The organism is Pedobacter psychrodurus (genome assembly GCF_004331735.1).
GTDB lineage: Bacteria > Bacteroidota > Bacteroidia > Sphingobacteriales > Sphingobacteriaceae > Pedobacter > Pedobacter psychrodurus.
Window position 1 is genome coordinate 36,256 of sequence record NZ_SJSO01000004.1, and the last position, 21,885, is coordinate 58,140.

A 21,885-nucleotide genomic window follows, 5' to 3' on the forward strand; every position below is an offset into this window, starting at 1 on the left:
TGATTTTAATTTTCGGTTAAAGCATTTACTTTTTGGAGTAAATCTGCCATGTTAAAGGGTTTTTCTAAATAATCATCAGGATGGTATTTTTGAGACGAGATATAATTTTCATCATACCTGGCCGATGCCAAAATAATGGGTATGTTTTCTGTTTCTGGATTTAACCTTAACGCTTTAAATACGGCACGCCCATCCATTCCATTTAACATAATGTCTAGAATGATCAGATCGGGACCAAAATCTTTTATGGTTTTAAAAATATACCTAGGCGATAGTAACGGATAAACTTTATAATGTTCAGTTTCTAATACATCCTGGAAAACTTCTAATATATCTGGATCATCATCCACAATCAACACTCTTTTCAAAACAGATAAATCATTAATTAATAATAAATAGATTATCCTAATACAAAGTTTGGGACGTAATGTTTTGATTATGCGTTAAAAATTGATAGAGATGCTGATGTTAGGCTATTAAAGACTACATTATGGTGCCAGGACGGGGTTTTTCTTGCAGTAAATTGTTCTTAATAAAATTTGCAAAAAGTTCTATATATGCACCTGAAACAGTAAAGGATGTTTCGCCAGAAAGCAGTATTTTGTTGCCAAGTACACTCTTGATATGCTGCTTTGCAATAACAACAGTGGGGTTAACCTGGATAAATGCGGAATTTTTTTTCAACATTTTCAAAGTCTTGATAAAATTAGATTTTGAACTTAAAAAAGCATTTTTTGTAGTTTTAAATTGAATATCCTCTCCCATTTCTTCTACTGCAATTAAATCATCCAGATCTATTCTTACCAAATCGCCATTTTCTCCTTGTAAAGGGATATAAAAGAAATGATCGTCGAAAATAGAAAAAGGATGTTGTTCTTTTTTTCCAGTTGGGTAGAGGTTATTTATTGTTTTAGCAAAATGTAAAATAGAGTAGGGCTTAAGCAAATAAGCATCTGCGTCTACCTTAAAAGCATCGATTGCATACCTTGGGTGTGCAGTGGTGAAAACAAGGTGTTTTGTTTTTTGCCTTAACAGGCTTGCCAGTTCGATTCCTGAAAGCGAAGGCATTTCGACATCCATAAAAATAATGTCGACAGGATTAGATACCGATATTTCTGCCAGGGCTTGGAGCGGTTCAGTAAAAGTTTGGATAAGCTTTAAATCGGGCAGCTTGTCCATATATGCTATTAAGCTCTCTAGGGAATGAGGATCATCATCAATAGCGATACAACTTATTGACATTTTTTATAGGTTTAGTTGATGCAAATTACAATTTCAACCAGTAAAATGGAAAAAAAATACATTCGAAACGGATTTTTATGTATTCGGCAAGGAAAATCAGCTTTTCTTCTGAGATTATTGTGTAATATGAGATTTTAAACTAAAAATTAGTAAAGCAATTTTTTTTATTTAAGTTTAATGATTAGAATTACCTTGAAATACTGGTTTGAATCAGTAAAGTAGTTGAAATCAGCATTTTTGCCATAGGTGTAATCTAAGCGCTTCTTTATGTTTTCCATTCCAGAACTTAAACCAGAGCTATCTTTAACTGCCTTTATTAAGTTAGAAGTTTCTATAATAAGTTGACCATGTACTATCTTCAAACTCACCTCGGCAGGATGTGATTCTGTAAGCAGTTCGCCATGTTTAAACATATTTTCTACTAAAGTGGTTAACACTAGGGGAATGATTTGAGTATCACGTATTTCGTCGTCGTACCAGAAACGGAGCTTTACATGGTGATCTTTACGGAGCTGATGCAGGTTGATGAGGTTTTCTACCTGATTAATCTCCTCATCAAGCAAAATAAATTCTTTATCCTTATTGCTGTCTACCGAATAGCGCATCATCTCTGCAAGAGAATGAATGGCTTCTGCGGCAACTGGAGATGAATCTTTAGCATTTTGATAAATAAAATCTAAAGTATTAAATAACAGGTGTGGCTGTATTTGCGCCTTTAAAAATGCATTTTCTGATTTAGCTATTTGGATAATGTTATTTAACCGTTGTTTTTCAAGATCTTCAATCTTCTTCCGCTCTTCGAGAAAATTAAGGAGAAAATAGTAACTGGTAGCAAAACACATAAAATATATGGCACGATAAATCGGCGCAGCAAAAAAAGCTGCGTTAAATATCAGTTTAATGGGACCATTATAATCGGTATAATTAATTACGATATAGTCTAAACAAACCGTTAATATTAAGTAGGCACCCAGTTCGAGTAAAATAAATAAGGGTAATTTCCACCATCTTTCGTTAAGTTTTTTTAGGGCAAAAGCTAAAACTACGTGTGCATGAAAATAAAATGTAAATATGTTTAAACTATAAAAAATAACATAAGTGCTCAGGGTAGAAAATCTGCCAGCAAAGATGCCGATGATTATGGCTTCGTAAAATATGAATATGGTCCAACTTAAAATGTGAAGTCTTTTGTCGGAAAACCAATTTAAAATTTTTTGTAATTTGTTTTTTTTAGCGATAAGCGTCATTGGCTAGTTAATTGGGGAACGGCTATAAATCATAAACAATAAAACCGTAGGCGTTTAATTGTTTAGATAACGAATATACTAAAAAATTAGTTTAAGATCGATTAGTTTTAATCGTTTTCTCTTTTATGTAGTCCTGTATGCTCTCACGGTAACTATTTCCAATATTGATGGTTAAATCATTGATCATTTTTAAGGTATTTCCTTCTACTTTTTCAATGTAGTTTTTTGCGATAATAAAAGAGCGATGTGCCTGGGCAAAATTCTGATAGTCTTTTAAAATGATTTTTATCTCTGATAATGCTATGTATGAAACAATCGTTTCGTTTAAGGTAAAAATCCGGACATAGTTTTGTAGACTTTCTACTGCAATGATATCGGTATACCTTACTTTAATCAAATTGTTCTTCTCATTTTTATTCCTGACAAAGAAATAATCATCCTCTTGCTTAATACTAACATTCGGTAAGCCAGGGCTAAGGGGAAATAATCGGTTAATGGTCTCCGCAAAACGGGCAAAGGTATATGGTTTTAATAAATAAGCGCTTGCATTCATTTCAAAAGCTTCATAAGCGTATTTAGAATGCGAAGTGGTAAATATTAATTTATCTGTTTTATGTCTAATTGCTTTTGATAATTCTAATCCCGAAATCATAGGCATATCAACATCTATAAAAACAATGTCAACATTATCTCCTGCGGTAATTTCGTTTAATGCCTGTAAGGGATCTGTATACGATTTTATTAAATGAATATTTGTGAGATTATTGATGTATGATTTTATACCGTTGACGGCGTGAATGTCGTCATCAATTACGATACAGGTTAATTTCATTAGGTATGTTTTAAGGTTAAGCGAAATTATAGCTTGCTTTTTAAATAAAGAAATTATTTTAGCCCTGTAATGGTGTTTAGTTGGTTTTTGTAGTAAATATGATACGTATATGTTTTTTTTTCTGCAAGAAACATAATCAGTGAAAATCCATAATAAAAATTTTTTACCAAATAAATAAAACAAATCTATTTAATTGCTTGTATAACAATATATTGTATTTTGAATCGTAGTTATTAATAGATATATTTAATAACCAAATAATCATCCCTAATTACCTAAAACAATATCCCATGAAAAATAGAATTCGCACCACCAATAGATTAAACGTGTCTATTACTAAAAAGGTTATTGAACTGCAGGAGCAAGGTTACGATTGTGATTTTCTTCTATTGGCCAATGGCAGTTTGCAGTGCATGCAAACTAACTTAAATTACCCGGTAAGTACAGTGGCTATTAAACAAAGGGAACATGGCTACGATTTCTTCAGCCATTCATACAAACACGTGCATACCATAGAAACAAGTAACGGCGAAAGGGGAGTATTACTTACCGAAAAGGCATTTTAACCGATTGCTTTATACACTAATTAGTAGTTAAAATTTGCTGTGTCTAATAGTGTATATTTCATGTATGTGAAGCCCAATTAGAACGATTAACATAGAAATATCAGACAATACATTTAGCAAATTTTAGTAAAAAACTTTTTTTTCTTCTTTTTGTTTAAATTTTATTGAATATATTTAAACAAAATAATGACTTACTCTATTTCAGATCTTGAACAGCTTTCGGGCATTCATTCTCATACTATCAGGATCTGGGAGCAGCGGTATAATGCGCTGAGTCCGATGCGATCGCAAGGTAATACCCGTTTATATGACGATAAGCAGCTCACAAAACTATTAAACATTGTAAGTTTAAATAAAAGCGGCTTAAAAATTTCTAAAATTTGCAGTCTTTCAGATGAGGCGATTGATAAACTTCTCGATCAGCAGTTTTCTTATTCATCTGATGATGAGCAAGCTGACTATTATATTTCACAACTTATCCGGCATGGTTTAGCTTTCGATGACCACTCTTTTAATCATTTAATTGATCAAAGCATTGATAAGTTAGGGCTTTCTGATTGCTATCGGAAAATTATGTATCCACTATTGGTTCGTTTGGGATTAATGTGGCGAAAAGACGATATTTGTCCTGCTCACGAGCATTTTTTATCAAATATTATCCGTCAAAAAATATTTGTCCATATCAACAATCTTCCGTTAACAAGGCATTCTGGTGAAAGCTGGCTTCTTTTTTTGCCAGAAGATGAGGAACACGATATTGGGCTGCTTTTTGCCAGTTATATGCTGAGGCTACATCATCATCAAGTTATTTTTTTAGGCAGCAAGGTTCCATTGGATTCAATAAAGCGAGTATTTTCGACATTAAATGTGAACCATGTTTTACTTTTTATGATAAAATCGAGATTAGCGCCTGCGGCACAGAAATTCATAGATCAACTGTCCGAAATATGTTCATCCAGCAAAATCCATCTTGCCGGAAATAGCCAGGTTATCGGTAAACTAAACAATATCAATCACATCAACTGGTTTAAAACGCTCGATGAATTTGAAAAAACAATACAATATCCAGTTTTACATGAAAGAAATTTTTGATCAACTATCTGCCGATTGTAGTCGGCTTACCACTAAGTTGTATAGTACTAGCTTTTCTTATGGTATTTATTTTCTTGGTAAAGAACTACGCCAACCCATACATGCTATTTATGGATTTGTGCGTTTAGCGGATGAAATTGTAGATAGTTTCCATCATTATGACAAGAAATTTTTATTAGATAAATTTAAACTGGATACCTTCGAAGCCCTTAACTTGGGCATTAGTTTAAACCCCATCTTAAATTCATTTCAAAAGGTCGTAAATCAATACCAGATAGATCAGGAGCTGATTGTTCTTTTTCTGAGGAGTATGGAGATGGATCTTTCGACACAAAAATATACTCCCGAACTTTATAACGATTATATTTTAGGCTCTGCAGAAGTGGTAGGGTTGATGTGCTTAAAAGTTTTTACCCATGGTAGCACTGCAGATTACGAACAATTGAAACCTTACGCCATGAAATTGGGTTCTGCATTTCAAAAGGTTAATTTTTTGAGGGATGTTAAGGCTGATCATCAAACGCTTAATCGAAATTATTTCCCTAATGTTAATTTAGCCCTATTCTGCGATCATCAAAAAAAAGAAATCGAAAAAGAAATCGAAGCAGAATTCGCAATGGCATTAACTGGTATTAAGCAGTTGCCTACAGGTTCTAGAAATGGCGTATATTTGTCCTATATCTATTACAAAAAATTATTCGCAAAGATTAAGCGTTTAAGTGCTGAAAAAATTATGACTGAAAGGATAAGGATTTCGAACACGCATAAAGTTGGTTTGATGTTCGATTCGATTATCCGTAATAAGTTAAATGTAATTTAAATGGAAGAGCAAGTTATTCTGGTTGATGAGGAGGATATACCGAAAGGGCAGATGGATAAAATGGAAGCACATGAAAAAGGTGCATTACACCGTGCCTTTTCCGTTTTTATTTTTAATTCTAAACGCGAACTGTTGCTGCAACAAAGAGCAATGAGCAAATATCATTCTGCAGGCTTATGGACGAATACCTGCTGTAGTCATCCTCGGATTGGAGAAAGTAATATCAACGCAGCAAGAAGGAGATTGATGGAGGAAATGGGGATGGGTTGCGAATTGAACTATTTGTTTAAATTTACCTACAAAGCAATATTTGAAGATGGCTTAACGGAACACGAGGTAGACCATGTTTTTTTTGGCATGAGTGATGAATTACCTATTATAAACTATGAAGAAGTAGAAACCTTTAAGTATATGGATTTGGAAGCGTTAACACAAGATATTGCTGTTAATCCAGGTGCCTATACTCCATGGTTAAGAATTTGTTTAGATAAAGTTGTAGCGCATGCATCCACTGCTAAAACAAAAAACGGGCATACAGCCTAAGCCATATACCCGTATCTAAATTAACGCTCTCGAGGACAAATATAGGACTAGTTTGCAAAATTCCTAAAAGTTTAACAATTCTTTTACTTTAAGATTATAGTTCTTAGTTTGGATTTATGCTGATCTGAAAATTAAGATATTAATATATAGATATTTATAAGTTTGGACAGAAATAAACACTAAAAAATATTTTTTTCAGAGTCATATCATTTTTGATATTTCATACAGTTGTAAGCTTGTCGATCTGTTTTTATCCACTTCTTTTTTCTCGATCACACAGCACTTCTGTGATATTATTCTTCCGCTAATTTCTGGAATTTAAATTTATCTTTAATGTGGCGGTTAAAATATCTTCCTTTCGATCCGGAAGCCTTTAACATTTTATAAATCCGTTCAGGAACATTTTTATACAGATAAATCATTTCGGTTATAAAGATGATTTTCAATGTTTCAGAAGCAACATCATAACTAAAGTATTTGATCACTGATGATGGCATAATATCAGATTATACCCTAAAAACAGTTGCCATTACAAATGGTTTCAATCGTTTTTGAGTGCTGCTTCTTCTTCCTGAACTTTAATCTTTTCCTTTTTAAGATCAATACGGATAATGTTATATAAGCTCATATAAACATTTGCAACCCATACTATAGAAAAAAAAGAAATAATATAACCACGCTAATCTGGATAAATTAACATGAATTTTGTAATAAATAGTAGGATTATGGCTACATAATGACTAAAGCAGTATTCGCATGTAAATACATAAAAAAACTTTCTTTTCGCCAGCCGATTGCAGTTTTTAGAACGGTTTATACAGAATTCACGTGCCTCTTTGAAAATTTCTTCTTTAGTAACTGTCCAGGCTATGCAAGCTATTGGCAAAGCCATAATAAAGAGGTAATAGATGTGTGTTTCCATAGCAATCAAATCAGGATATAATTACAACCTTAAACCCTTGAAAATGTTTATTAAGCGATAAACATTTTGATTACATTTATGTTAATTAACATATCGCTAATTATTTATTTTATGGAAAGATCAGAAATCATATCTCTACTTGAGGTAATCAATCAACAGGTGAGCTCTTCGATTTTAGGTGGGATGGAAGAAGAGTATGAAGAATTAGAGAGCATGGGCCTAATTAAAATTAACCGAGATTCGGTACAATGGTCATCTGCTATGACGCCTGCAGGAAATGCTTATTTGGGGCATGATTAGACCAGATTGCAATGTTTTAACCACAGAGGACGCAGAGTGAAGAGCACGGAGATCACAAAGCTGCCAGTGGCTGTCCATACTGGAAAAGGTTTAACCACGAAGATTCACAAAGAAAAATTCCAGAGAAAGCAGAGTACAATCGGTTTGTCAGTCTGAGGAATAATTTATTGTATAAATCAATTTAAATGACAAGGTGATTTTAAGAGATGATAATCCTCGATGAATCGTCATTCCCAACTTGATTGGGAATCGTAATGCCATAAGCTTTAAGATTCCCGCCTGCGCGGGAAAGACGCCGTTCATTGAAATCTGTGGATGGTAGCGTAGTCGAAAGCTCTTAGATACGTAGATTTATTATTGACCATATAAGAAATATAAGGTCATGTAAGGTTGTGTGTTCTTGTATGGTTTAAAATGATTTGGAATTCGTTCAATTTATATTTAATATCAAGATTATTAAGAATTTGATTCTTCAAGCCATATAGCCCTGATGGAAATGGAAATCCCTTTTGGGCGGCCGTTAAATTTTCTTATTTCGGGAGTTTAACCAAAAGGATTGAAATGGACAGCAGGACTGAACCCTTCCTAATGGTACTGGCGTTGCGCTTCAAAAAAAATAACTACCTATTTTAACGATTAATCAGTAGAACCCCATCAGGATCTTTACGACTAAACTTTGACCAATTTATTGTTGGAATTCTGCTAAATTTGCAGCAAGTTTAGAATTGTGCCTAAATAAAATAAATGGCCATTCTATCTGCAGATATGAACGATTTACAACTTAGAACAGTAAATGTAACCAGATACGTTACGCCATTACGCGAGGGTGGCTCTATGCCCGCTATTGCTGAGGCTGATGATAATTTTTTATATGTACTGAAATTTAGAGGGGCAGGACAAGGTAGCCGGGCTTTAATTGCAGAACTAATTGGGGGTGAAATAGCCCGCTATTTAGGCTTGCGTGTGCCTGAACTCGTTTTTGCCAATTTAGATGAAGCTTTTGGAAGAACAGAACCCGATGAAGAAATCCAGGATCTGCTAAAAGCCAGCGTAGGCTTAAATTTGGCATTACACTATTTATCCGGAGCGATAACATTCGACCCTACAGTAACTACTGTTGATGCTAAACTTGCTTCGCAGATTGTATGGCTTGATTGTTTTTTAACTAATATGGACCGTACCTGCAGGAACACCAATATGTTGTTGTGGCATAAAGAGCTTTGGTTAATCGACCATGGTGCTGCATTATACTTTCATCATTCTTGGCAGAATTGGGAAGAACAAGCAATTAAACCTTTCTTTTTGGTTAAAGATCATGTATTGTTACCATGGGCTACTGAACTAGAAAGCGTGCATGAAGAATTTAGTAAACTACTTAGCCCGGAGAAGATCCAATCTGTAATTAATTTAATTCCTGATGACTGGTTGGAAGGCGAAACGAACTTTGAAAGCAAAGCGGAGCACCGTAATGCCTACACACATTTTCTTACTACCCGATTAACTCATTCAACTATATTTTTAAAAGAAGCACAGCATGCAAGGGAAATTCTTATTTGAGTACGCTGTGATTCGCGTAATGCCGAGGGTAGAACGTGAAGAATTTATTAATGTGGGCATTATATTGTTTTGTGCTAAGCAAAAATTTTTAAAAAGTGTTTTTGCCTTAGAGGAGAAAAGAATAAAATCTTTTTCTGCTGAGGTAGATTTAGAAGAGTTAAAAGAAAACTTAAATGCCTTTGAAAGAATAAGTATGGCTGCAAAAGGATCAGGCCCCATTGGTTTATACGACCAGGCTTCTCGTTTTAGGTGGCTTACTGCAACCAGAAGTACTGTGGTGCAATGCTCAAAAGTACATCCTGGCTTTTGCGATGATGCCGGAGAGACTTTGTTTAGATTGCATCAGGAACTGGTTTTATAAAGGTTGATAATTACAAATGCTTTAGCTTAGGGCATGGCGCCAGGCGCTTGGCGTTTGATTTACCTTAGCGACAGACCGTTTTCAGTTAAAGCAATCAAATCAATTTAACAATACAACAATTTATACCATTAACCCATCTATCCTTGCCAAAAGAATATTTCAAAAAACTTCAAGATTTGCTCGATACCGAACGCAACGAAGATTTACAATCGTACTTAAAACTTACTGAAAATACTTCGGCAGCCGATAGGAGGGCTTTGGGTTTAACCTGGTATCCTATTGCAATCAGGAATACTGAAATAGGTCGGGGCGATTATTTAACTGTAGAGCTGGAAAGAACTACCCATCAGGATTTTTCTCATCAGTTCCGTTTTGGTTCTGCTGTGGTATTGTTTTCTAATCACGATGCCAAAGCAGACCGGTTGGAGGGGATTATAAATCACCAAAGTGGTAGCAGGATGAAAATCAGCTTCCGTGTTGATGAATTACCAGACTGGACAAGAGATGGCAAACTCGGTGTAGACTTACTTTTTGATAATAATAGTTACGACGAAATGCAGAGTGCCCTTAAACAGGCTACGCATTTGGCAGAAAATGAATCAGAAAATAAACTGATTCGTATATTAACGAAAGGAGAAAAACCTTCATTTCAGGGAGAAGAGAAATTTATTATTCCAAATACGCTAAACGACTCACAGCAATTAGCGGTGAATAAAATTATTGCAGCCGATCATTTAGCAGTGGTTCATGGTCCGCCAGGCACGGGAAAAACAACAACACTGGTGCATGCTATAAAATCGTTGGTTAAACACAGCGATCAAAAAATCCTGGTGGTAGCACCAAGTAATACCGCTGTTGATTTACTTACTGAGAAGTTAGCTGCTGAAGGGTTAAAAGTAATCCGTGTGGGTAACCCGGCAAGGGTTTCTGAAAAATTGCTGGCGGCTACTCTTGATCATCAAATGGCCGATCATCCAGAGATGAAAACGATTAAGGCTTTAAAAAAACAGGCCAGTGAGTATAAAAACATGGCCCACAAATACAAACGGAGTTTCGGTAAGGCAGAACGCGACCAGCGTAAGGCACTTTTTGATGAAGCGCATAAAATTGGAAAGGAAGTTGAAAAAACAGAACAGTATATTATGGATAATCTGTTTACTAAAGCACAGATTATCACCGCCACTTTGGTAGGCGCTAACCATTACACCGTTCGGAATTTAAAGTATAATACCATTGTAATTGATGAGGCTGGCCAGGCTTTAGAGCCGGCTTGTTGGATACCGATTTTAAAGGCGCAGAAAGTAATATTGGCCGGCGATCATTTTCAGCTCTCTCCAACCATAAAATCAAATGAAGCAGCCAGAAATGGATTAAGTAATACTTTACTAGAGAAAATGGTAAATCTTCATCCAGAGTCAGTTGTGTTGTTAAAAGAACAATACAGAATGAACAAAGATATTATGGGCTATTCATCTGAGGTGTTCTACAAAAATGAGTTAAAAGCGCATCACTCAGTTGCCAATCATTTATTATTTGAAGGCGATCAACCAATTCAATTTATCGATACTGCAGGTTGTAGTTACGACGAAAAATTAGACGGAACAAGTACAACCAATCCTGATGAAGCTGCATTTTTAGTCAAACATTTAACGCATTTAGTAGCCAATTTAGCTGGTCAGACTTTAACTGATAGTTTTCCCTCTATCGCTATTATTTCCCCTTATAAACAGCAGGTTCAAATTTTAAATGCATTGGTTCAGGAAAATGAAATTTTAAATCCATATCGTAATAAAATTGCAGTAAATACCATTGATAGCTTTCAAGGGCAGGAACGTGATGTGGTTTATATTAGCTTGACCAGGAGTAATGGCGATGGAAGCATAGGATTTTTATCCGATACGAGGAGAATGAATGTTGCTATGACGAGAGCCAGGAAAAAGCTGGTTATTATTGGCGATAGCTCTACATTATCGAAATCTAATTTTTATGCTGAATTTATCCATTATGCGGAACAACTGAATGCCTACCACAGCGCTTGGGAATTTATGGATTTATAGCCATAAAAGTGTTACTTAAGAAGCTGAATGAGGAATTAAAGGAGGTGATAGCAATCCGGGCACGATAAAAGAAATCCTGGCCATTTAGCCGGATATTAAAATCTGTATGTTTAGCGGGAATGACAGAACCACGCTAGCGCAAGGGTATTTGATGCTGGTGCCGTGGGCTTTATTCAGAAAGATGAAAATATGGGTTCTTCACTCGAATAAGTAATTAAAGGTGTTTACTGCTAAACTTTTTCCAGTTTCTTTTCTTCTTCGAGTTTGCCAGATATACTTGCCCCTGCAATTAACAGCTCGTGCGTAATGGTTTTGGTATATTCTGTAATTTCTGATTTAAAATCTTTTACCGATGAGCCAGAACGTATTTCTTCTAACCTTTTTTCCCACTGTCCGGTAAGCTCAGCCTGCGCAATCTGTTTATCCTTAACAACTTCGTAAACAGCGAGTCCTTTATTAGTGGGTACTAGATTTCGCTTTTCCCTTGTAATATATTCTCTGGTGATTAAGGTTTCGATAATAGATGCACGTGTTGCTGGCGTACCTAAACCGCTATCTTTCATCGCATAACGTAATTCTTCATCTTCAATCTCTTTGCCACATGTTTCGAGTGCTTTTAATAGCGAAGCCTCGTTATACATTGGCTTAGGTTTGGTTTGTTTTTCTAAAAGAGATTTTTCCGTTATAGGCAATTGTTCTCCAACAGCAACTTTTGGTAAGGCTGCATTGTCTTCATCTTTTTTATCGTCTTCTGGGTCGTTAAAAACAGCCCGCCAGCCTGCAGAGCGGATTACCGTTCCATTGGCCACAAAAGTGACTCCTGATTGAATGGTTATTTTGGTTAACTCTTTAAGGCATTCCTGGTGAAAAGCCTCAATCATACGCCCAACAACCATATCGTATACAGCTTGTTTATCTGCACTTAGCCCATAAGCCTGTTCGCCAGTAGGTAAAACAGCATGGTGATCGGTTACTTTTTTAGCGTTAACACTTCGCTTATTTAATGTAGTGGTTTGTAGAAACTGGGCTTGTTTTCCAAAATCAGGATGATCGGTGAATTTGGCAATCAAGTCTGGAACTCCAGCAAAAACATCATCACCAATATAGCGCGATCCGGTACGGGGATAAGAAACCAGCTTACTCTCGTATAAGTTCTGCAAAATATTAAGTGTTTGATCGGCAGTATATCCCTTTTTCTTATTGGCTTCTTGCTGCAAACTGCTTAAATCGTGCAATAACGGAGGTGGTTCTTTTCTTGGTTTAGCTTCAACGGCCGTAATGTTTCCACCTGTTGGAAAGCCAGAAGCCACATCCTCTACAAGCGCAAATAACTTTTCTACTTCTTCCTTTTCTTTATAATTCGAAGTTGATATAGCCTTAAAAATTTGCTCATCTTTAGAAAGCAAAATACTGATTTGATAATAGGTTTGAGGTATGAAGTTTTTGATTTCCAAAAAACGGGCGCAGATCATGGCTAGGGTAGGCGTTTGTACCCGTCCTAACGAAAGAACTGTTCTATTGCCTGCAGAAATACTTAGCGCCTGCGTAGCATTCATCCCCACCAGCCAATCAGATTCTGAGCGGCAATGCGCCGAATTAAACAAAGTATCGTAATCTGTTCCAGGTTTTAAATTTCTAAATCCATCTTTTATAGCTTCATCTGTTTGCGAAGAGATCCAAAGACGTTTGAAAGGTTTTTTGCATTTCAGGTAATAATAAATGTACCTGAAAATTAATTCACCCTCACGCCCCGCATCTGTTGCTACAATAATTTCGCTCGCCTCATCGAAGAGTTTTTTTATGGTGTTTAATTGTTTCCGAACCGCCGGGTCTTCTACAAAACCATCTTTTGTTTTAATTTTTCTAACGGCAAGTTTAAACTTTTGCGGAAGCATGGGTAAATGTTGCTTCCTCCAGCCAATAAAGCCATAATCTTGAGGGGGAGCCAATTGTAACAAATGCCCAAATGCCCAGGTAAAAGAATATCCTTTACCTTCAATGTATCCATCTTTTCTGGTGGTTGCTCCGAAAACTTTAGCAAGTTCACGACCAACAGAGGGCTTTTCTGCAATTACAATCTTCATGAATGGGCTTATCTTTTCAACCCCAAAGATGATTAAAATATCGGCAACAGATTAAAAAAATTACTCACAATGCTATTTAACACTCGTTTCGGCAAACAATTATCAGATAACTTTGTCCAACATTTGTTTCAGGAATTTTTATATCGAATTGATTAACAAATTGGTAATATCTTCATCTAACAGCAACAATTGATTTTAATGAATGGATAAAATTTATGAACTGGCAGGAAATAAAATTAAAGTTGGGCTCGAGCCTCAGTTAATCCGTGTGTACAGTAATGCAGAACTTTGGGCTTATCTCGATGGAAAAGCAGATGCACGTTTTGAGCTGATGATAAATACAATTAAAGCCGATTATGAGCAACATTTTGGTAAAGCACTGGCTATCTCTAATGCTTCGCTTATTGTAGAAATCCTGGTACACGTGTACTGCGATTACCTGGGTTTGTCTTTCAACCGTATGGTACAAATAAAATGGGTACAGGCTTTGGTTAAAAAACTGCTCAAACGTGCCGAAGTTGTAGATTGTGGCGAAAAAGGGGTAGACAGTAACCGCTGGGTTTGGGATTTGCTCGCCAAAGGCAAATCGATCTTTATCAAGATCTTGCCTGAAAACCTAAACGCCAAAAATATTAAGAGCCATTAGTCCATTTGAGCTGCTAAAATTTGTTCCTGATTTAATATAACACTTGCAGCCAGTGTTTCATTTAAAAATGATGAATTGTATTGCTGGTCTGAATTGTTGATAAACAGCACCGTTCGGTCTGAAATGGTATTGATTACTTGATCGGCTAACTTAGCCGGAACAGCGGGGCAACCCTGGCTTCTGCCCAGTCTACCCAATTGATCGATGCTTTTTTGGCTTACATAACTTGCTCCATGAACTACGATAGATCTTTCTCGTGCATTGCTGTTAAAACCCTGGTCCATGCCATCCAGTTTAAGCGAACGCCCATGTTTTCCGTTATAAATTTCACCAGTTAAATAAAACCCTAAACTACTCTGATTTGAATTGATATTGTTAGAAAAATAGGATGGTTTATCGCCACCACTGTTTTGCCCATGTGCTACCCAAGTATTTAATATCAGTTTTTTGCTCGCAAGATCGATAATATATAAGCGTTTTTTACGGCTTTCCTGATCGAAATCAGCAATGGTTAAAATAGACTTGTTATGTAATAGGCCGGAATACTTCAAGTTATAAAAACCAGTTAAGGCTTTTTCAAAAACCTGTTCACTTAATCCGGCAGAATCTAAATGAACCTGATGGTAAATATTCGAGATATATTGCTTGTATAAACTATCTGCTGCGATCTGCTTAACTACTTCTTGTTGAGTATAAGGAAGCTCCACTGCTTTCCAACTTGTTCCGACAATGCTCATACCCACTAAAAAAATCGTAGCAATGTCCAGGATGTATTTCTTCATTCAGTATGGTTTAGTTTGATATTGAGCTATTTATACGGTTATTTAACTCAAATGTTGCCCAAAACAATTTTTGTAGCGTTTTAAATACAATTGGTTTTACATTGTTGTGACTCAAAGGTAGGGTATATAGCTTTTAGGAATTTGATTTTTTTTTCTGAAAATTAATATCGCTAACAATTTTTTTTATTTGGTGTTATGTATTAAATCTGTACATCATGAAAATTTTATTAACCGGAGCAAACGGTTACATTGGCACCAGACTACTCCCGCTATTGTTAGAAGAAAAGCACGAAATCGTTTGTTTGGTTCGCGATAAGCGCAGGTTTATTTCAGCGTCTGATTTAAGTGATCAGGTTAAGATTATTACAGGCGATTTACTAAATGCAGAAAGTTTAAACGAAATTATAAAAGATATTGATGCTGCATATTACCTGGTTCATTCTATGTCTTCAAGCCAAACTGGTTTTTCTGATATGGAGAAAGCTTCGTCCGAAAATTTTTCGACAGCCATACAAAAAACCAATTGCAAGCAGATTATTTATTTAACAGGCATTGCCAATGATGAGCATTTATCCAAACACCTAGGATCGAGGTTGGCGGTAGAAGAAGAACTTAAATCATCAGGAAAAGCCTGTACTATTTTAAGGGCCGCTATCATCATTGGTTCCGGAAGTGCCTCATTTGAAATTATTAGAGATTTAACAGAAAAAATTCCGTTCATGATTACGCCCAAATGGGTAGAAACCCGTTGCCAGCCAATTGGTATACGTGATGTTTTGGCCTATCTGATTGGTGTTCTGCAGAATGATAAGGCCTATAATGAAACTTTTGATATCGGTGGGCCAGATATTCTAACCTATCGGGAAATGCTTTTAGGCTACGCTAAAGTACGTGGATTAAAACGCTGGATCATCACCGTTCCGGTTTTAACACCACGGTTATCTTCATTGTGGTTAAATATGATTACTCCAGTGCCTTATGCGCTTGCCAGAAGTCTGGTAGATAGCATGAAGAATGAAGTGGTTTGTAAAGATAACCGAATCCAGGTGGCGGTGCCCAGAAATTGTTTAACCTATGCCGAATCTCTACACCTGGCCTTTGAAAAGATTGATCAAAACTCTATAGTTTCGAGTTGGAAAGATGCATTAAACCGTGGTTATCTCCATTCGGATTTTATGGATCAGATTAAGGTTCCACAGAATGGAACTTTACAATATAAAGTTAAAATGCCCTTTGAACGCAAGGCTGAGGAGGTTTTCGAAAACATCTGGAGCATTGGTGGCAATAGAGGCTGGTATTTTATGGATTGGCTTTGGCATTTACGCGGGTTTTTAGATAAAATGTTCGGTGGAGTAGGTACCAGAAGAGGAAGAACCAGTAATATTGATCTTCAGGCAGGTGATGTGCTCGATTTCTGGCGTGTATTGCTTGCAGATAGAAAGAGTAAAAGATTGTTACTATATGCCGAAATGAAAGTGCCTGGTGAGGCATGGCTCGAATTGAAATTGGTAGAGTTTCATGGAAAAGCATTTTTATCGCAAATAGCTACCTTTAGGCCTAAAGGTTTGTGGGGCAGGGTATATTGGTATGCCATGTGGCCCTTTCATGTTGTACTCTTTAAGGGGATGGCCAAAGAGATTACCACTTATAAACCTGGTAATTAAATCTATTTGCCTATTTTTGCCGCATAACGAATGTAAAATGCCAAAAGAAGAAAATGATTACGCTTTCTGGACCAAGTACAAGAGATTTGCCTCAACAGAAATTTTGATGTATTTAATTATGATTATTGGTATCGGTCTTGGAATTATTTTTTTAAGCTAAGCGCTAATTTTAAATAATCTGCAGCATTTACATCATTAATGAATTTCGAAAACTCATTATATTGCGCTGCAGGAAATGTACCATCGTTTAATATAAATTTCCGGTAATAGGTTAGTTTGTTGTCCACTAAGCTTGCCTTACATACATATTCCCCGAAAGGGCTTTTAAAAGCTTTGTCTTGTCCAATAATCAACGCTGTGTTTATATTTTCTGGTAAAGTATAAACGATGGTATCTTCATCAGTATAACCACGGTTAATGTAAACAGGCAGGGTTCTATTCTTTATTTCAGGAATTGACCTCCGAAGATTAAATGCATTGAGCTGTAAAAACATTTTGTTTCCATTAATCGGGGCGTAATTTCTGATATTAATACTTACATCTTCCGTTAATTTGGGCGATATATCTTTTTTCTGTGCAAAGGAAACTGCCTCAAAATCGATATTATCGATGTTGTATGCTTCTTTTAATAATTTATGCTGTTCGGTTATTGATTTACCAATCAGCGATTCCTGGTTTTCATACTGTGAGCCAGCGTAAACGGTATTCATTTTTCCAGATATACTTCCATCTAACTGAACGATTAAATCGGCTTTACGTATTTGCAAATTCTCAGCAGTTGTTAGTTTTGGGGTATGCAATAGTTTTCCTCCTTCGGCTGTACAGGCCAGCACCAGTCTATCATCCGTAAAATCGCTTAAAAAACCAAACGGAATTTTTTGGCTCGTGCATTCTAACCAGGTGGTATCACCCTTTAATGGCATACACAGGATAATATGATTGCCCTGTACCATACTAGCGTATTCTGGGTCCATACTTCTCTTTTCAGAACCTGCTGATACTACACAGTAATAAGAATCTATATTTGCAGCACTGAGGAGGCTTTGCATGTAATTTACCAAAGCTTTACAGTCGCCATAGCCCAACCGGTCTACTTCGCTGGCTGCAATGGGCTGGAAACCGCCAATACCAATTTGTACGCTGATATACCTTGTTTTGTCTTGTAAATACTGATAAATTTTGCGCGCTTTATCTTTCTCTGTCTTTTCGTTTTTTACCAGCTCTTTTACCATTTCAATGGTGGCAGGCGACAAGGCTTTACGTTCTGCTAACAAATCGTCGTATATCCATTTGCCCAGCTCTTTCCAGTTGGTATAACTGCCTTTATGATTGTAATAATAAAACGCTTGCGGGGCAATCTGGATGCTCGTTGCATAAGTTTCGTGTGCCGGACTATAGGGCTCAGTTCTAACGGCCAAGATATTGTTTGCTATCCAGATTGTTTTTTTCTGCTTCTCATCCGTTATTACTTCCGGTATTCCGCTATAATTCTGGGTTTTTATTCTTACCTGATCTGTTGGTTTACAAATAAAGGTATAAGTACTTTTCTCTACTGAAACATCATCTGCGGGTTTCGGGCTCCAATCGGGTATAATCAGATTTTGCCTATTTCTAATTTCATAATTATAAACCACGGTGTAAGGATACTTGTTAACCGATGGCAGATAGTGTTTTACTCGGCTATCCACAAATAAGGAGAACCCATCGGCTGCGCTCATATCAGCAAAATCGTTCTGAGAAAACTTGTTGGTGAGTTTGCCAACGCTATTATAAACTTCTCCTTTTATCCCTTTAATTGAAATATTTTTATCGTAATAGAGTACCAAACGTGCTTCATCCTCTCCATTTTGGTTAAATACCGTAATGGCTTTTTTAACATGGAGCATTACGTTATCGGGCGAGCGCATATCGATAGTTGTTTCTTCATTTCTGATACAGGCGTTTGCCCGGTTGCGCAGATTAGCAGGAATTAAATCAACATCATAACTATCTTGCGCAAAGCCAACAACAGAAACTAAAAGAAAGAAAAAAACGGTGAATGAAAATCTCATTTAGTTTACTTTTTTTAATAAAAATTCTGTTTTCTGGTTCTGGATAATCTTACTATAAAATTCCTTTAGGAAAAGATATTCTTCTGGTTGATAAATAGCATTGTTAAATTGTAAAATTTGATTCATTGAAATGGTGTTTTCATCTAAACCTGTTTGCAATAAATACTTTCCACCAGCATTGGGCAAAGCAATAGCCATATCTTTTGGTTTTTCCAGCAGTTGATATTTTTCTGGTAAAAGCACATTGATGATAATCCGCTCATCGGATGCTGCACCCAAATCAACAGGGTAGGTACGCTCGTTTAAATTAAACGGGTTTTTCGAAATGGTATTAATAAAAAATGGACTGAAATAGAACTGATTTTTATTGGTGCCATCGTTTATGGTAAACTCTACCTCGTATTTTTCTATTAAAGAATTTTCTACACTATCCAGGTTTGAAATTTTATGATCCAAGATTTTAATTCTGGTTAAACGTTCATCAAGTTTCTCTACATACTCATCTGGAGAATTGTATCGAAGAATATCTCTGCGTTTGCTATATGCCGCGTAACCCATTGTATGGGTAGTTAAAGTGCCCATAATTTTTCCATCAGTAGTCATTTTTCCAGTAAGGATATAACTGGTAGTTGTTTTCTGGCTTGCCTTTAAATCGATCCAATAAGATGGTTTCTTCAAATTGATTACCCTGCCCTGGTCGTTAATACACCGAAGTGGCAACAAACCGAAGGGTAAAAGTGGTTCAGTAGCATCTAGTAAATAACTTTTATCGGCAACATTTACTTTGGCAACCAGATAATTAAAATCGCTCATTACCGGATAAAGTTTATTTACAGTTCCGTTATCACGAGTAGAAAGAATAACCGCTTCTGCATCCAGCCCTGCCGCAGAAAGTGCAGCAATAAGACTCAGATTAACATCTGCCACATTACCAGATCTGTCTTCTAGTGCCCTTTTAATGTTGTCTTCAGCGTATTTTCCATAATAATTATTCCACTTTATTTGTTTTTTGATGTAATTATAAATGGCTTTTGCTTTATCTAAATCAGTTGTACTTTCTTTTGTGATTTCTGGAATAAGGTCTTTAAAAACATCTTTCCTTTTCATCTGATCGCCCAGGGTTTTATAAGATGATAATTCATAATCAACATCTTTCCAGGTTTTGGTAAAAGCTGTTTTCCCTCCATTTAAATTCTGAACATCCGAAAGTTCGAAATAAATAGCCGATTTGAAGTTGCTCGGAGCAGTCATGTTATCTTCCTCCATAAATGCCGGAATATTTTTCATCATATAGTTGATTTTTGAGCAATCGATAGCCACGCCCGAAAGCCTTAAACATTCTTTGCTCAGTTCAACTTTTTGGTCTGTCAGTTTTTGAAATCCGCGTAACGAAACATTGTAATTGTAAATGCCCGGAATGTAAACCAAATATTCGCTAATCACCTTTGGAATGTCGCTTTGAAATTCCCATGTTTTGAAATTAAATAAGTTAGGAGATTTTAACCTATAGCTATATTCGATTACCGATCCTTCTTTGAGGTTTGGAAGCGTAAACTTGGTCAGTCTGGTATATTTTGAACGGTTTTCTATGAAAATAGCCTTTTTATCCATAGCCGTTTCTACAAAATTATTGTTTACATAATTAAATGTAGAAGCTTTTAAATCACTAATTGTTTCTTCGCGTGATTCGTCTTTATAGGTTGGGATAACAATATTAGCTTCCTTAAAGCCTTCTTTATTATATATTTTGATTTTTACGTGGTGTTCAAAAATTAGCTCTAAACTGCCTGTATTATCGTCTCGTTGAACAGATGCCGTACCAAATTCTTTTAAAACAATAGCATTGGCATTACTGTCTAATTTTTTTCTGTCAAATTCGTAATCGTCATAGGTAATTGCGCCAAAGTTAAAGTTTTGAGCATGAGTAGTTAATGATAAAAATAGGAGGAAGAGTATGGCTAATGTCTTATTCATTTGAGCGTATATAAATTGCCGCAATTTAATCCTACAAACTAACATTCTGAAATAATTTGACAATTAAATTTATAAATTAATAAAGCTGTTTTACAGAACTAATGAAACCTTTTTAGCACTTTTGAAAAAAAGAATTTGACATTCCGATTCAAATCTAATGTCGCAAATCTCACATCATAAGAAATGAAATTAAATTTAAAGCGCCCTTTAGCATTTTTTGATTTAGAAGCTACTGGAATTAATGTTGGAGCTGACAGGATCGTTGAAATAGCGATTTTAAAAGCCATGCCAGATGGTTCTGAACTTGTTAAAACCTGGCGCGTAAATCCAGAAATGCCGATTCCTTTGCAAACTTCGTTAATACATGGTATTTATGATGAAGACATTGCAAATGAGCCTACCTTTAAAACTTTGGCAGTAGAAATTGCTGAATTTATTGGAGAAAGTGATCTGGCAGGATACAATTCGAATAAATTTGATATCCCAATGCTTTTAGAAGAATTTTTAAGAGCAGAAGTTGATTTCGATATGAGCAACCGCAAATTTGTTGATGTACAGAATATATTCCACCAAATGGAACAGCGTACATTAAAAGCAGCTTATAAATTCTATTGTCAGGAAGATTTAATTAATGCACACGCTGCAGAAGCAGATGTAATTGCCACTTACAAGGTTTTACTTGGACAGTTAGAAATGTACAAAGAAACCGAGTTTGAGAGTAAACAAGGTGTAAAAAGCATTCCAGTTGTAAATGATGTAGATGCACTTCATATCTTTACCAACATTAATAAACCTGTAGATTTTGCTGGCCGTTTGGTTTACAATGATAACGATGAGGTATGTTTTAACTTTGGCAAACACAAAGGTAAAACCACTGCTCAGGTGTTTTCTGTAGAACCTAGCTATTATGCCTGGATGAAACAGGGCGATTTCCCTTTGTATACCAAAAAGAAATTAGATGAGGAGTGGGCAAAATTCAATGCCAAGAAAAACGAAAACAAAGCAGCAAGGCCTCAAAATAATGTACCTGCAAATAAACCTCATTACCAGCAGAAACCCCAACCTAAGCCAGAGAAACCTGCACAGCCGATCAATACGGATATGTTGGAGCAATTAAAAATGAAGTTTGGCAAGTAGGTTTGGGT

General features: G+C 35.9%; 20 protein-coding genes. 11 read left to right on the top strand and 9 right to left on the bottom strand.

The window, feature by feature from the left end; translation table 11 throughout:
- Positions 1 to 5: 5 nt before the first annotated feature.
- The 4 genes from EZ456_RS05415 to EZ456_RS05430 all read right to left on the bottom strand — a co-directional run bounded on the left by EZ456_RS05415 (position 6) and on the right by EZ456_RS05430 (position 3,321).
- Positions 6 to 359: a response regulator gene (locus EZ456_RS05415; RefSeq protein WP_225876489.1), complete on the bottom strand. Its 354-nt coding sequence runs from the start codon at positions 357 to 359 to the stop codon at positions 6 to 8.
- Between the two features lie 124 nt (positions 360 to 483).
- Positions 484 to 1,242 (bottom strand): LytR/AlgR family response regulator transcription factor, encoded by a 759-nt coding sequence (locus tag EZ456_RS05420; protein WP_131528084.1) that lies wholly within the window; start codon positions 1,240 to 1,242, stop codon positions 484 to 486.
- Between the two features lie 164 nt (positions 1,243 to 1,406).
- The gene (locus EZ456_RS05425) at positions 1,407 to 2,489 is read right to left on the bottom strand and encodes a sensor histidine kinase (protein ID WP_131528086.1); all 1,083 of its coding nucleotides are present in this window, start codon (positions 2,487 to 2,489) and stop codon (positions 1,407 to 1,409) included.
- Between the two features lie 91 nt (positions 2,490 to 2,580).
- Positions 2,581 to 3,321 (bottom strand): LytR/AlgR family response regulator transcription factor, encoded by a 741-nt coding sequence (locus EZ456_RS05430; protein WP_131528088.1) that lies wholly within the window; start codon positions 3,319 to 3,321, stop codon positions 2,581 to 2,583.
- Positions 3,322 to 3,611: 290 nt separating this feature from the next.
- Between EZ456_RS05430 and EZ456_RS05435 the strand changes: the two genes are divergently transcribed.
- From EZ456_RS05435 to idi, 4 genes are all read left to right on the top strand, one after another.
- Positions 3,612 to 3,887, top strand: a complete 276-nt coding sequence (locus EZ456_RS05435) for a hypothetical protein (protein WP_131528090.1) — start codon at positions 3,612 to 3,614, stop codon at positions 3,885 to 3,887.
- Between the two features lie 186 nt (positions 3,888 to 4,073).
- Positions 4,074 to 4,979, top strand: a complete 906-nt coding sequence (locus tag EZ456_RS05440; protein WP_131528092.1) for a MerR family transcriptional regulator — start codon at positions 4,074 to 4,076, stop codon at positions 4,977 to 4,979.
- Positions 4,963 to 5,799, top strand: coding sequence for a phytoene/squalene synthase family protein (locus tag EZ456_RS05445; RefSeq protein WP_131528094.1), 837 nt, complete (start codon positions 4,963 to 4,965; stop codon positions 5,797 to 5,799). Before EZ456_RS05440 ends, EZ456_RS05445 begins: the two co-directional genes overlap by 17 nt.
- Complete coding sequence (gene idi / locus EZ456_RS05450; RefSeq protein ID WP_131528096.1) at positions 5,800 to 6,342, top strand: isopentenyl-diphosphate Delta-isomerase; 543 nt, start codon at positions 5,800 to 5,802, stop codon at positions 6,340 to 6,342. It abuts the gene before it with no gap.
- A gap of 293 nt (positions 6,343 to 6,635) precedes the next feature.
- Here the strand turns inward: idi and EZ456_RS05455 are convergent, their stop codons facing one another.
- Positions 6,636 to 6,839: a KTSC domain-containing protein gene (locus EZ456_RS05455; protein ID WP_131528098.1), complete on the bottom strand. Its 204-nt coding sequence runs from the start codon at positions 6,837 to 6,839 to the stop codon at positions 6,636 to 6,638.
- A 536-nt stretch (positions 6,840 to 7,375) separates the two neighbouring features.
- Here EZ456_RS05455 and EZ456_RS05465 point away from each other — a divergent pair.
- The 4 genes from EZ456_RS05465 to EZ456_RS05480 all read left to right on the top strand — a co-directional run bounded on the left by EZ456_RS05465 (position 7,376) and on the right by EZ456_RS05480 (position 11,539).
- Positions 7,376 to 7,564, top strand: coding sequence for a hypothetical protein (locus EZ456_RS05465; protein WP_131528100.1), 189 nt, complete (start codon positions 7,376 to 7,378; stop codon positions 7,562 to 7,564).
- Between the two features lie 744 nt (positions 7,565 to 8,308).
- A complete protein-coding gene (locus EZ456_RS05470) occupies positions 8,309 to 9,121 on the top strand; it encodes a HipA family kinase (RefSeq protein ID WP_394343140.1) in 813 nt (270 codons plus the stop codon).
- Positions 9,099 to 9,482: a DUF3037 domain-containing protein gene (locus tag EZ456_RS05475; protein WP_131528102.1), complete on the top strand. Its 384-nt coding sequence runs from the start codon at positions 9,099 to 9,101 to the stop codon at positions 9,480 to 9,482. The genes EZ456_RS05470 and EZ456_RS05475 overlap by 23 nt, the downstream gene beginning before the upstream one ends.
- A gap of 143 nt (positions 9,483 to 9,625) precedes the next feature.
- The gene (locus EZ456_RS05480) at positions 9,626 to 11,539 is read left to right on the top strand and encodes an AAA domain-containing protein (protein ID WP_131528104.1); all 1,914 of its coding nucleotides are present in this window, start codon (positions 9,626 to 9,628) and stop codon (positions 11,537 to 11,539) included.
- 230 nt (positions 11,540 to 11,769) lie between these two features.
- Here EZ456_RS05480 and EZ456_RS05485 read toward each other — a convergent pair whose 3' ends face one another.
- Positions 11,770 to 13,623, bottom strand: a complete 1,854-nt coding sequence (locus EZ456_RS05485) for a DNA topoisomerase 3 (protein ID WP_131528106.1) — start codon at positions 13,621 to 13,623, stop codon at positions 11,770 to 11,772.
- Between the two features lie 202 nt (positions 13,624 to 13,825).
- On the opposite strand from EZ456_RS05485, the gene EZ456_RS05490 reads away from it, so the two are divergent.
- Positions 13,826 to 14,269 (top strand): hypothetical protein, encoded by a 444-nt coding sequence (locus EZ456_RS05490; RefSeq protein ID WP_131528108.1) that lies wholly within the window; start codon positions 13,826 to 13,828, stop codon positions 14,267 to 14,269.
- On the opposite strand, the gene EZ456_RS05495 is transcribed toward EZ456_RS05490, so the two are convergent.
- Positions 14,266 to 15,051, bottom strand: a complete 786-nt coding sequence (locus tag EZ456_RS05495) for a murein L,D-transpeptidase catalytic domain family protein (protein WP_131528110.1) — start codon at positions 15,049 to 15,051, stop codon at positions 14,266 to 14,268. The genes EZ456_RS05490 and EZ456_RS05495 overlap by 4 nt on opposite strands.
- A gap of 215 nt (positions 15,052 to 15,266) precedes the next feature.
- On the opposite strand from EZ456_RS05495, the gene EZ456_RS05500 reads away from it, so the two are divergent.
- Entirely contained in the window at positions 15,267 to 16,715 is a 1,449-nt protein-coding gene (locus EZ456_RS05500; RefSeq protein ID WP_131528112.1) for an SDR family oxidoreductase, read from the top strand.
- A gap of 143 nt (positions 16,716 to 16,858) precedes the next feature.
- Here the strand turns inward: EZ456_RS05500 and EZ456_RS05505 are convergent, their stop codons facing one another.
- Together EZ456_RS05505 and EZ456_RS05510 are read right to left on the bottom strand one after the other, a co-directional pair.
- Positions 16,859 to 18,766: a DUF3857 domain-containing transglutaminase family protein gene (locus EZ456_RS05505; RefSeq protein WP_131528114.1), complete on the bottom strand. Its 1,908-nt coding sequence runs from the start codon at positions 18,764 to 18,766 to the stop codon at positions 16,859 to 16,861.
- Entirely contained in the window at positions 18,767 to 20,740 is a 1,974-nt protein-coding gene (locus tag EZ456_RS05510; protein WP_131528116.1) for a DUF3857 domain-containing protein, read from the bottom strand.
- A 183-nt stretch (positions 20,741 to 20,923) separates the two neighbouring features.
- Here EZ456_RS05510 and EZ456_RS05515 point away from each other — a divergent pair, with 183 nt between their 5' ends.
- Positions 20,924 to 21,877, top strand: coding sequence for an exonuclease domain-containing protein (locus EZ456_RS05515; protein WP_131528118.1), 954 nt, complete (start codon positions 20,924 to 20,926; stop codon positions 21,875 to 21,877).
- Positions 21,878 to 21,885 lie beyond the last annotated feature (8 nt).